Here is an 11,941-nt window from a genome sequence, read left to right as displayed (position 1 = left end):
GCTTGGACGAGGAAGTTTCCTCGTCCAAGCGTGAGTTTTGTCGTCCAACCCCCGACAGTTTCACCGGCCGGCCGGTGAAACTGTCTCCGACCCCGGCCACACCCAGCAGGCAACATCTGCCCACGAAGCCCGAATCCCTCGGCAGATCATGCCGTCGTGCGCAGCGATCCGGCTCACTTGAATGTGACCCATGACAGCGAGGCGGATCAGGATCGGCATCGACACGGGCGGCACCTTCACCGACGTCGTTGCCTTCGATGAGGACAGCGGTGAGGTCGTCACCACCAAGACCCCGAGCACGCCGGGGAACCCGGCCGACGGGTTCCTGGCGGGCATCGACAAGGTGCTCGGGATCGCGGGGGCGGAGTTCGCCGACGTGGTGGCCGTGAGCCATGGCACCACGGTCGCGACCAACCAGCTCCTCGAGGGGAAGGTAGACGCGCTCGGGTTCATCACCACCGAGGGCTACGAGGCGATGCTGGAGATCGCCCGGCAGTCCGTGCCGGACGGCTACGGCAACTCGTACTTCTGGGTGAAGCCGGACCGCATCGTCCCGCGCGACCTCGTCAAGGGCGTGGGCGGTCGCCTCGACTTCACGGGCGCGGAGATCCGCCCCTTCGACGAGGACGGCGCCCGGCGCACCGCGCGCTGGTTCAAGGACAAGGGCATCGACACCCTGGGGGTCTGCTTCCTGCACGCGTACGCCAACCCGGCGCACGAGGAGCGGATGCGCGAGATCATCGCCGAGGAGCACCCCGACGCCGTCGTCTCCATCTCGAGCGAGGTGCTGCGGGAGTACCGCGAGTACGAGCGCTCGATGACCACCCTCGTCGACGCCGCGGTCAAGCCCAAGCTGAGCCGCTACGTCAACAACATCAAGGACCGGCTCGCGACCCAGAGCGGCCGGACCATCCCGTTCTACGTCATGAAGTCCAACGGCGGCGTGCTCTCCGCCGACGAGGTCGTGCACCAGCCGATCACCACGGTCCTCTCCGGCCCGGCCGCCGGCGCCCTCGGTGCGGCGCTGATCGCGAAGGTCGCGGGCTTCGACAAGGTCCTCACCTCCGACGGCGGCGGTACGTCGACCGACGTCTCCGTGGTCATCGACGGCGACCCGACCCTGACCACCGAGGGCAGCGTCGGCGTCTACCCGTCGAAGATCCCGATGATCGACGTCGTCACCGTCGGCGCGGGCGGCGGATCGATCGCCTGGCTCTCGCCCGAGGGCACCCTCAAGGTCGGCCCGCACTCGGCCGGTGCCGACCCGGGCCCGATCTGCTACCGCAAGGGCGGCACGGACGTCACCATCACCGACGCCCACGTCTTCCTCGGCCGGATCCCCCCGCACCTGCTCGGCGGCGAGATCCCGCTCGACGTCGACGCCGCCACGGCCGCGATCCAGCAGCTGGCCGGCAAGCTCGGCATCTCGGCCGAGGCCTGTGCCACGGGCATCCTGGAGATCTCCGCGTGGAACCAGGCCAACGCCCTGCGTCAGGTGACGGTCAAGCGCGGCCTGGACGTGCGCGACTTCGCCCTCACCACGTTCGGCGGCTCGGGATCCCTGCTGCTGTGCCGGCTGATGGACATCCTCAACGTCCCGACCGTGCTGGTGCCGCCGAACCCGGGCAACGTCTCCGCCTTCGGCCTGCTCACCGTCGACGTGAAGAACGACTACGTGCAGACCCACGTCGCGCTCCAGGAGAACCTCGACCCCGCCGACCTGCAGCGGGAGTACGACGTCCTCACGGCGCGTGCCGCGGAGGCGCTCAGCAAGGAGGGCTTCGCGGAGGCCGACCACGTCTTCGTGCGCACCGCCGACGTCCGCTACTTCGGCCAGGCCTTCGAGGTCCGCGTCGGCGTCCCGGACGGCCCCATCACGAGCGAGACGCTGACCACGGTCGCGGACCGCTTCCACGCCGAGCACCGGGTGCTCTACGGCTACGACTTCTCCGGCGACGCGTCGCAGCAGGTCGAGGTCGTCAACCTGCGGGTCTCGGGCGTCGGCCCGATCAAGCGCCCCGAGATCCTGCGCGCCGACGCCGCGAAGCCGGAGCCGCAGCCGACCGGCTCGCGCTCCATCTGCTTCGACGCCGAGGCCGGGTACGTCGAGACGCCGATCTTCTGGCGTCCCGACCTGCCGGCCGGCCAGGTGCTCGCCGGCCCGGTGATCATCGAGGAGTTCGGCTCGACCGTGCCCATCCACCCCGGCTTCACGGCCCGGGTCGACGACTACGCCAACATCATCGTGACGCGCTCGGAGGAGAGCTGACATGTGCCTGAGCTGCCAGACCGTCTCTGTCCAGAACCCCACGGCGCCGCGGACCTTCACGCACGACGGTGACATCACCTCGCACCGCGCGCCGACCCAGTTCCCCTTCGGCACCCTGACCGAGGACGCCGGCCGCAGCGCCGACCCCGTCCTGGTCGAGATCGTCCAGGGGTCGCTGGCCGCCGTCGAGCACGAGGTCGAGACCGCGATCGCGCGCACCAGCCGCTCGCCGATGATCCGCGACGCGCACGACTTCCGTGCGGGCATCCACGACCGGCTGCTGCGCAAGCTGACCGGCCGCTCGTACTCCGCGCTCGTGCACCCGGTCGCCCGGGACTTCCCGATCGAGGAGATGAAGGAGGGCGACGTCTTCTTCCACAACGACGTCTACCTCTCCGAGGGTGGCATCGGCCACCTCCCCGACCTGTGCGTCACCGTCCCGGTGTTCGCGGGTCCGGAGGGGGAGCGGCGTGTCGTCGCGTTCATCCAGGCCTTCGGCCACCACGACGACATCGGTGGCGCGGTGCCCGGCTCCATGCCGTCGCACGCCACCAGCGTGTTCGAGGAGGGCCTGCAGGTCCCGCCGATCAAGCTGTGGGACGCCGGCGTGCCGAACCGCTCGGCGCTGACGATCATGACCCGCAACTCGCGCATGCCCGAGTCGCTGGCCGCCGACCTCGACGCCGAGTGCTCGGCCTGCCTGATGGGCGCCCGTCGCCTGGGCGAGCTGTTCGACCGCTACGGCATCGAGACCGTCGAGGCCTGCTTCGACGCCGTCATCGACCGGTCCACCGAGACCTACCGGCGCGAGATCCTCTCCAAGATCCCGGTCGGCACCTGGACCTGGGAGGACTACGCCGAGCACGACGGCGTCGACGACCCGAAGCTGCACACGCAGCGGATCACCCTCACCCGCACCGCGGCCGAGGACCCCGAGGGCGAGCGGCTGATCCTGGACTTCGCGGGCACCAGCCCGCAGGCCAAGGGCCCCATCAACCACTGCGGCGACTACTCCGACGGCGTCTTCCTCAAGAAGTGGCTCGCGCCGATCCTGCGCAACCTGGCCGACACCCCGGAGCGGATGGCCGAGCTCGACGTCAACGAGGGCGTCGTGCCGCTCATCGAGATGCGCTTCCCGGAGAAGGGCACGCTGCTGACGCCGGTCTTCCCGGCGCCGACCAACGCCCGCACGTTCGTCATCCTGCGCCTGCTCGGCGTCCTGGCCGGCGTGATCGCGAAGGCGGTCGACGGCAAGATGCCCGCCGACCAGGAGACGATCCGCTACACCGGCGTCTACGGCGAGGACCTCGAGGGCCGCTCGTACCTCATGCGCGAGGTGCTCGGCGGCGGCTCGGGCGGCCGCTACTACGCCGACGGCGAGGACACCATCCACGTCGTCCCGGACTCGCGGAACCTCCCCACGGAGTTCACCGAGTCGCGCTTCCCGTTCGTGGTCGAGTCGCTCAGCCTCGCGATGGACTCCGGCGGCGCCGGCCAGTTCCGCGGTGGACTGGGCTACGAGAAGCACATCCGGATGCTCAAGGACGCGAACTTCATGTCCATCGCCGACCGCTCGATCCTCGCCTGCTGGGGCGTGAAGGGCGGCAAGGCGGGCAAGCCGTTCCAGGTCACCATCGACCCGGGCGGCCCCAACGAGCGCGAGGTCGACGCCCTGGCCGACGCCGAGCCCGTGGTGGCCGGCGAGACCATCCGGATCCGCACGACCGGTGGCGGCGGGTGGGGCAACCCGCTCGAGCGCGACCCGGAGCTCGTCGTGCGCGACGTCGTGTGGCGCAAGGTCTCCACCGAGGCGGCCCTGGCCGACTACGGCGTGGTCCTCACCGGCTCGCTGGACGACGACTCCCTCGGGTACGACGCCGCGGCGACCGCCACGGAGCGGGCCGGGCGTCCGGTGCCGGCGGAGGACGACGCGTTCTTCGACCGCGGACCGGGCTACGGCGTCCTCGCCGGTGGCGCGGCCGCCGCCGCGGTGGACGTGCTCTGAGGACGACGGCATGAAGGTCGCGATCCTCGGGGGATCCGGCAAGACCGGCCGCGCCGTCGGCGCGGCCCTGGCCCAGGTGGGCGTGGCGACACGCCCCCTGGGCCGGGCCGCGTTCGACGACCTGCCGGCGGCCCTGGCGGGCGCCGACGCCGTGCACGTCATCGCCCCCAACCTGCACCCCGACGAGCCGTCGTACGTCGCCGCGGTGCTCGCCGCCGCCACGGAGGTCGGCGTCGGGCGGGTGAGCTACCACTCGGTGGCCTCGCCCTACGTGCCGGCGATGCCGCACCACCTCGGTAAGGCCGTCTCGGAGGACCTGGTCCGCCGCTCCGGCCTGGACTGGACGATCCTCCAGCCGTGCGCCTACGTCCAGAACCTGCTGCCTGCCCTGCGCGCGGCCCGGTCGGCGGCCGGCGACCTGGAGGTGCCCTACGCGGTGGACACCCCGTTCGGGATGGTCGACCTGCAAGACGTCGCCGCGGCGACCGCCGTGGTCCTCACCGGCGAGGGGCATGTCGGCGCGACCTACGAGCTCGGGGGACCGGCGCTGGTGAGCGTCGCCGACGTCGCCGCCGCGGCGGGCCTGTCGGCGCGGCGGGTGCCCGCGGACGACGACGTGCATCCCTGGCTGCGGGCGATGTTCGACTACTACGACGACCACGGACTGCCCACCGGCGGCGTACCGCTGGGCGCGCTGCTGGGCCGTGCGCCCGGCTCGGTCGCCACGGTGCTGGCGCGCGATCTCGCGACCTGAGCTCCGCTGGCAGGTGTTGCCACCCTTCGCGCTCCGAGTTGGCTGATCTCCACGATGAACGGCGGTGATCCGGCTCACTAGGTTCGCTGCATGAGGATCCTGCTGGCGCTCGGCGGCAACGCGATGACGTCCCCGGACGGGAAGGCCCGACCGGAGGACCAGATCGCGGCCGCGACCGAGGCGATGGAGGCCGTGGCCGATCTGGTCGCGGCCGGAGTCGACGTCGTCATCACCCACGGCAACGGCCCCCAGGTGGGCAACCTGCTGGTGAAGAACGAGATCGCCGCGCACGTCGTACCCCCGGTTCCGCTGGACTGGTGCGGGGCGCAGACCCAGGGCACCCTGGGCGACATCTTGATGAACGCCCTGGACGGCGCGCTCGCCGCCCGAGGCCTCACCCGCCCCACCGCCGCGTTGGTCACCCGGACCCGGGTCGACGCCGCGGACCCGGCCTTCGCCACGCCGAGCAAGCCGGTGGGCCGCTATCTGTCGGCCGCCGAGGCGCGCACGATGATCGAGCACGGGGAGACCTGGGAGGACCGCGGCGAGCGCGGGTGGCGGCGGATGGTCGCCTCGCCCGAGCCGCTCGAGGTCCTCGACGCGCCGGCCGCCGTCGCGCTGGTCGAGGCCGGGTTCGTCGTCATCGCCAACGGCGGCGGTGGCATCCCGACCGTCCGGCGGGCCGACGGCTCGCTCGCGGGCGTCGAGGCGGTCATCGACAAGGACCTGGGCGCTGCCCTGCTCGCCCAGGCGATCGAGGTCGATCTCCTCGTCATCGCCACCGACGTCGCGCACGCCGTGCTCGGCTTCGGCACCCCCGAGGCCACCGACATCGGCCAGGTCACCCTCGACCAGATGCGGCAGTACGCCGCGGACGGCCACTTCGCCGGTGGCTCGATGGGGCCCAAGGTCGACGCGGTGTGCCGCTTCGTCGCCGAGTCCGGCAAGCGCGGCGTCATCACCGACCTCAGCAGCATCCTCGCGGCCGCCGACGGCCGCGCCGGAACGATCGTCACGCCCAACTGAAGAACCCGAAAGGAAGCTTGACCATGCCTTCTGCCATCGAGGTCCGCAAGGTCCCGATCCACTCCGTCGCCGACGCCTCCGAGCTGGCCAAGCTCATCGACGAGGGTGTCTTCAAGGCCGACCGCGTCATCGCGATCATCGGCAAGACCGAGGGCAACGGCGGGGTGAACGACTACACCCGGATCATCGCCGACCGTGCCTTCCGCGAGGTGCTCGTCGAGAAGGGTGCGCCCGCCGACCAGGTCAAGCAGGTCCCGATCGTCTGGTCGGGCGGCACCGACGGCGTGATCAGCCCCCACGCCACCATCTTCGCCACGACCGACGTCGCCGAGGACGACCCGAGCCGCGAGGAGCAGCGCCTCACCGTCGGCTTCGCGATGAGCGAGCCGATCCTGCCCGAGGAGATCGGGTACGTCGCGATGATCGAGAAGGTCGCCGCCGGCGTGAAGGTCGCCATGGAGCGCGCCGGGATCACCGACCCGGCGGACGTGCACTACGTGCAGACCAAGACCCCGCTGCTCACGATCCACACCATCCGCGACGCGCACAGCCGCGGCAAGGAGGTCTGGACCGAGCACACCCACGAGTCGATGGACCTGTCCAACGGCGTCACGGGCCTCGGCATCGCCGTCGCCCTCGGCGAGATCGAGATGCCGAAGGACGAGGACGTCATGAAGAACCGCGACCTCTACTCGTCGGTCGCCTCGTGCTCGTCGGGTGTCGAGCTCGACCAGGCGCAGATCGTCGTCGTGGGCAACGCCAAGGGTGTCGGTGGCCGCTACCGCATCGGCCACTCGGTGATGAACGACGCCCTCGACCAGGACGGCATCTGGAACGCGATCAAGGACGCCGGCCTCGACCTGCCCGAGCGCCCGCACACCTCCGACCTGCAGGGCCGGCTGGTCAACGTCTTCCTCAAGTGCGAGGCGTCGCAGAACGGCGAGGTCCGTGGCCGTCGCAACGCGATGCTCGACGACTCCGACGTGCACTGGCACCGTCAGATCAAGTCGTGCGTCGGTGGCGTCACCGCCGCCGTGACCGGCGACCCGGCCGTCTTCGTGTCGGTCTCGGCCGCCCACCAGGGCCCCGAGGGCGGCGGCCCCGTGGCCGCGATCGTCGACCTGGGCTGACGCCTGCGGCTCGCGTCACTGTGCTGCGCTCGGCACTCACCTGGTGGGTGCTGAGCGCAGCACAGCGCATTTCGGGCAGGGGATGAGCTCGCTCACCAACCCCGCGCCAACCACCCCTCCCTAGCGTGAGCCGGGTCACAGGTCCCTCACGCTCAAGGGAGAGTCATGACCCGGATCAACCTCACCGTCGACGGCCAGCGGGTCGCCGACGACGTCGAACCCCGGATGCTGCTGGTGCAGTACCTGCGGGAGAAGCTCGGCAAGACCGGCACGGTCGTCGGCTGCGACACCAGCAACTGCGGCGCGTGCACCGTCCACCTCGACGGCAGGAGCGTGAAGTCCTGCAACGTGCTGGCCGTCCAGGCCGACGGCGGTGAGGTCACCACGATCGAGGGACTGGCCGGCGAGGACGGTCAGCTGCACCCCGTGCAGGAGGCGTTCCGCGAGTGCCACGGCCTGCAGTGCGGCTACTGCACCCCCGGCATGATCATGCAGACCGTCGACCTGCTCGCCGAGAACCCCAGCCCGTCGGAGGAGGCGATCCGGCTCGGCCTCGAGGGCAACCTGTGCCGGTGCACGGGCTACCACAACATCGTGCGCGCGGTGCAGCACGCCGCGGGTACGACGAGCGAGAGCGGGGCGTCGGCATGACCGCGACCCAGGAGCCCACCACGGGCGCGGAGATCGGCCGCGACCGGCGCCGCAAGGAGGACCAGCGCCTCATCACCGGCCGCACGCGGTGGACCGACAACATCACGTTGCCCGGGATGCTGCACCTGGCGATGGTGCGCAGCCCGTTCCCGCACGCGCGGATCGTCGGCATCGACACCGAGGCGGCCCAGCAGAGCCCCAACGTGGTCGCCGTCCTCACCGGCGCCGACCTCGGCGAGAGCCAGGGCGCGTGCATCAACGCCTGGCCCGTCGTCCCCGACCAGGTCACGCCGGCGCACCTGCCGATGCCGACCGACCGGGTCGCCTTCGCCGGCGAGACCGTCGCCGTCGTCGTCGCCCGCAGCGCCGCCGAGGCGCGCGACGCGGCCGAGCTGGTCGAGGTGGACTACGAGGAGCTCCCGGCCGCGCTGGACCTCAAGGACGCGGCGGCCGCGCACGAGAGCGGCGGCGCGATCGCGCACCCCGACCTCGGCACCAACGTCAGCGCGGTCTGGCGCTTCGACTCGGCCGAGGCCGGCACCGGCGGCGACGTCGAGCAGGCCATCGCGGAGGCGCGCGAGAACGGCATCGTGATCGAGCGGGAGTACCGCCAGCAGCGGCTGATCCCGGCGTTCATGGAACCGCGCAGCGTGGTCGTCGACCCGACCGGCGAGCAGATCACCGTCTGGTCGGCCACCCAGGTGCCGCACATCCTGCGCTTCGCGATCGCCGCCACCACGGGCGTGCCCGAGTCGAAGATCCGGGTCATCGCGCCGGACGTGGGCGGCGGCTTCGGCGGCAAGCTGCAGCAGACGCCGGAGGAGATGATCGCCTTCGCGGTGGCGCGCCGGCTGGGCAAGCCGGTGAAGTTCACCGAGACGCGCAGCGAGTCGCTCCTCACCGCCCACCACGGTCGCGACCAGTGGCAGCGGCTCACCCTCGCGGCGACCAGGGACGGCCACGTCACCGGGCTCAAGGTCGACCTGCTCGCCGATCTCGGCGCGTACGTCGCCATCGTGGGCGGTGGCGTCCCGGTGCTCGGGGCGTTCATGTTCAACGCGATCTACAAGTTCCCGGCCTACCAGTTCCAGACCACGAACGTGCTCACCAACAAGACCTGGACCGACGCCTACCGCGGCGCCGGCCGGCCCGAGGCGACCTTCGCGATCGAGCGGCTGATGGACGAGCTCGCCCACGAGCTGGGCAAGGACCCGCTCGAGGTCCGGGAGATGAACTGGATCAAGCACGAGGAGTTCCCGTTCACCACGGTGGCCGGTCTCGAGTACGACTCCGGCAACTACGAGGCCGCCACCGCGCGGGCCAAGGAGATGTTCGGGTACGACGCCCTGCGCGCCGAGCAGGCCGAGCGGCGGGCCCGGGGCGACCGGGTGCAGCTCGGCATCGGCGTCTCCACGTTCACCGAGATGTGCGGCCTCGCGCCCTCCCGCGTGCTGGGCAGCCTCAACTACGGCGCCGGCGGCTGGGAGCACGCCGAGGTCCGGATGCTGGCCACCGGCAAGGTCGAGGTCGTCACCGGCGCCTCCGCCCACGGGCAGGGACACGAGACGGCGTTCAGCCAGATCGTGGCGGACCGGCTCGGCGTACCGTTCGAGGACGTGGAGGTCCTGCACGGCGACACCCAGATCTCCCACAAGGGCCTGGACACCTATGGGTCCCGGAGCCTGGTCGTCGGCGGCGAGGCCCTGGTGCGGGCCGCCGACAAGGTGATCGAGAAGGCCCGGCCGATCGCGGCCCACCTGCTCGAGGCCTCCGTCGACGACCTCGAGTTCAGCGGCGGCCGGTTCGCCGTCAAGGGGACCGACTCCGGCGTCGCGATCACCGAGATCGCGACCGCCGTCTTCGCCGCCCACAACCTGCCGGACGGGGTGGAGCCGTCGCTCGACTCCGAGGCGACCTTCGACCCGGTGAACTTCAACTACCCCCACGGGACCCACTTGTGCGCGGTGGAGGTCGACACCGAGACCGGTCAGGTGCGGATGCGCAGCTACGCGTGCTGCGACGACATCGGCAACGTCATCAACCCGCTCATCGTCTCCGGCCAGGTCCACGGCGGCCTGGTCCAGGGGATCGCACAGGCGCTGTGGGAGGAGGCGGTCTACGACGACAACGGCACCCTCGTCACCGGCTCGTTCGTCGACTATCTGCTGCCGACGGCGGCCGACACGATCAGCTTCGACCTCGACCACACCACCTCCCCGGCGACGACCAACTCGCTCGGCACCAAGGGCGTCGGCGAGGCCGGCACCATCGCGTCCACCCCGGCGGTCGTGAACGCGGTCGTCGACGCGCTGCGCCCGTACGGCGTCCACGACGTCGCGATGCCCTGCACGCCGGAGCGGGTGTGGCGGGCCATCAACAGCGGCGGGTCCGGTGGGGAGACCACCGGCGCCGCCGCACCGCACTTCGATCCATCGACGGGCATGTCCGGCACCGTCGACCGCGCGGAAGGAGAGGTCCAGTGATCCCCGCAGCCTTCGAGTACGTCGCCCCGGCCTCGGTCGAGGAGGCGCTGGCGGCCCTCGCCGAGCACGGTGACGACGCCAAGATCATCGCCGGGGGACAGAGTCTCCTCCCGGTGCTCCGGATGCGGCTCAACGCGCCGGAGTGGGTCATCGACCTCGGCCGGATCCCGGCGCTGCGCGGCGTGCGGGACGGTGGGGACCACCTCGCCATCGGCGCGATGACGACGCACCACGATGTCGGCCAGGATCCGCTGGTCCACGAGCACGCGCTGCTGATCAGCAAGGCGATCACCCATCTCGCCGACGCGCAGGTGCGCCACCGCGGTACCTTCGGCGGCGCTCTCGCGCACGCCGACCCGGCCGGGGACCTCGGTGCCCCGGCGCTGGCCCTCGACGCGACCTTCGTCGTCCAGGGCCCGGGGGGCACCCGCGAGATCCCGGCGGCCGACTTCTTCGTCGACCTCTTCGAGACGGCGATCTCCGACGACGAGATCCTCACCGAGGTGCGCGTCCCGAAGTACGACGGCTGGGGTGCGGCGTACGAGAAGTTCGTCCGGATCGCCCACCAGTGGCCGATCGTGGCGGTCGCCGCGAGCGTGCGGCTCGAGGGCGACACCATCGCCGAGGCGCGGATCGGGCTGACCAACATGGGCTCGACGCCGGTCCGGGCCCGGGCCACCGAGCAGATGCTGGCCGGCCAGCCCGCGACGGAGGAGGGCGTGGCGGCGGCCGCCGCGCTGGCCGCCGACGGCACCAGCCCGCCGAGCGACCTCAACGGCGACGCCGACTACCGCCGGCACCTCGCGACGGTGCTGACCCGGCGGGCCGTGCTCGCGGCCGCGGGGAGGGGCTGACCTTGGACCTCAGCCACTCGTTCACCGTCCCCACGTCGCTGGACGCGACCTGGGCGCACTTCCAGGACATCGGCGGCCTCGCCGAGTGCTTCCCGGGGGCCCAGGTGACGTCCGTCGGGGAGGACGAGGACGGCGCGCCGACCTTCGAGGGGACCTGCAAGGTCAAGCTCGGGCCGATCGCGCTGGTCTACGCCGGCTCCGGCAAGTTCGTGGAGCGCGACGAGGCGGCGCACCGCTTCGTGGTCGACGCGAAGGGGCGCGACAAGCGGGGCAACGGCACGGCGGGCGCCAAGGTCACCGTGACCATGACGGCCGCCGGCGGCGACGGCGCCACCCAGGTGGACGTCGTCACCGACCTTGCCATCACCGGCAAGCCGGCCCAGTTCGGCCGGGGCGTGATGCAGGACGTCTCCGACAAGCTGCTGGGGCAGTTCGTCTCCTGTCTCGAGCAGCGGCTCGCCCCGCCCGCGGAGCCGGCCGACCAGGACGCCGGCCCGGCCTCGCAGTCGACCGGCGCCGCGGCCGTGGCCGCGCCGTCGGGCGATCCGGACGCGGGACCGGCCTCGGCCCCCGCCCCGACACCCGCCCCGCCACCTGCTCCGGCGCCGGTGCGCCCGGTCGCCGACGACGACGCGCTCGATCTGGGCTCGGCGGTACTGCCCGTGCTCCTGAAGAGCTACGGCAAGCAGATCGGCGCCGTGCTCGGCGTCCTCCTCGCCGTCGCGCTGCTGCGGCGCAGGCGGAGTCGGCGGCACAGGCGGCGCTGAGG

9 protein-coding genes are annotated in these 11,941 nt (G+C 71.7%); all 9 read left to right on the top strand.

The genetic code is table 11. The features are described 5' to 3' along the window. Positions 1 to 190: 190 nt before the first annotated feature. The 9 genes from ACPZVR_RS20535 to ACPZVR_RS20495 all read left to right on the top strand — a co-directional run bounded on the left by ACPZVR_RS20535 (position 191) and on the right by ACPZVR_RS20495 (position 11,939). Entirely contained in the window at positions 191 to 2,269 is a 2,079-nt protein-coding gene (locus ACPZVR_RS20535) for a hydantoinase/oxoprolinase family protein (RefSeq protein WP_436701543.1), read from the top strand. A 1-nt stretch (position 2,270) separates the two neighbouring features. Beyond that, positions 2,271 to 4,274, top strand: a complete 2,004-nt coding sequence (locus ACPZVR_RS20530) for a hydantoinase B/oxoprolinase family protein (RefSeq protein ID WP_436701542.1) — start codon at positions 2,271 to 2,273, stop codon at positions 4,272 to 4,274. A 10-nt stretch (positions 4,275 to 4,284) separates the two neighbouring features. Then, a complete protein-coding gene (locus ACPZVR_RS20525; protein WP_436701541.1) occupies positions 4,285 to 5,028 on the top strand; it encodes an SDR family oxidoreductase in 744 nt (247 codons plus the stop codon). Positions 5,029 to 5,118: 90 nt separating this feature from the next. Next, on the top strand, positions 5,119 to 6,054 hold the full coding sequence (locus tag ACPZVR_RS20520; RefSeq protein ID WP_436701540.1) for a carbamate kinase: 936 nt from the start codon (positions 5,119 to 5,121) through the stop codon (positions 6,052 to 6,054). Positions 6,055 to 6,077: 23 nt separating this feature from the next. Then, the gene (bar, locus tag ACPZVR_RS20515; protein WP_436701539.1) at positions 6,078 to 7,184 is read left to right on the top strand and encodes a barbiturase; all 1,107 of its coding nucleotides are present in this window, start codon (positions 6,078 to 6,080) and stop codon (positions 7,182 to 7,184) included. Between the two features lie 165 nt (positions 7,185 to 7,349). Then, the gene (locus tag ACPZVR_RS20510) at positions 7,350 to 7,835 is read left to right on the top strand and encodes a (2Fe-2S)-binding protein (RefSeq protein WP_282403476.1); all 486 of its coding nucleotides are present in this window, start codon (positions 7,350 to 7,352) and stop codon (positions 7,833 to 7,835) included. Further along, entirely contained in the window at positions 7,832 to 10,318 is a 2,487-nt protein-coding gene (locus tag ACPZVR_RS20505; protein WP_436701538.1) for a xanthine dehydrogenase family protein molybdopterin-binding subunit, read from the top strand. Before ACPZVR_RS20510 ends, ACPZVR_RS20505 begins: the two co-directional genes overlap by 4 nt. Further along, positions 10,315 to 11,172 (top strand): FAD binding domain-containing protein, encoded by an 858-nt coding sequence (locus ACPZVR_RS20500; RefSeq protein WP_436701537.1) that lies wholly within the window; start codon positions 10,315 to 10,317, stop codon positions 11,170 to 11,172. Before ACPZVR_RS20505 ends, ACPZVR_RS20500 begins: the two co-directional genes overlap by 4 nt. 2 nt (positions 11,173 to 11,174) lie before the next feature. After that, complete coding sequence (locus tag ACPZVR_RS20495; RefSeq protein ID WP_436701536.1) at positions 11,175 to 11,939, top strand: SRPBCC family protein; 765 nt, start codon at positions 11,175 to 11,177, stop codon at positions 11,937 to 11,939. The last annotated feature ends 2 nt before the right edge of the window (positions 11,940 to 11,941 follow it).

It is taken from the genome of Nocardioides segetis (genome assembly GCF_051390595.1).
Taxonomy (GTDB): domain Bacteria; phylum Actinomycetota; class Actinomycetes; order Propionibacteriales; family Nocardioidaceae; genus Nocardioides.
This window is presented reverse-complemented; position numbering and strand designations above follow the sequence as displayed.

Bases quoted from the DNA above. Each gene is read 5' to 3' on its own strand.
- bar (WP_436701539.1), top strand. From the start codon at position 6,078: ATGCCTTCTGCCATCGAGGTCCGCAAGGTCCCGATCCACTCCGTCGCC.
- ACPZVR_RS20530 (WP_436701542.1), top strand. From the start codon at position 2,271: ATGTGCCTGAGCTGCCAGACCGTCTCTGTCCAGAACCCCACGGCGCCG.
- ACPZVR_RS20510 (WP_282403476.1), top strand. From the start codon at position 7,350: ATGACCCGGATCAACCTCACCGTCGACGGCCAGCGGGTCGCCGACGAC.
- ACPZVR_RS20525 (WP_436701541.1), top strand. From the start codon at position 4,285: ATGAAGGTCGCGATCCTCGGGGGATCCGGCAAGACCGGCCGCGCCGTC.
- ACPZVR_RS20520 (WP_436701540.1), top strand. From the start codon at position 5,119: ATGAGGATCCTGCTGGCGCTCGGCGGCAACGCGATGACGTCCCCGGAC.
- ACPZVR_RS20505 (WP_436701538.1), top strand. From the start codon at position 7,832: ATGACCGCGACCCAGGAGCCCACCACGGGCGCGGAGATCGGCCGCGAC.
- ACPZVR_RS20535 (WP_436701543.1), top strand. From the start codon at position 191: ATGACAGCGAGGCGGATCAGGATCGGCATCGACACGGGCGGCACCTTC.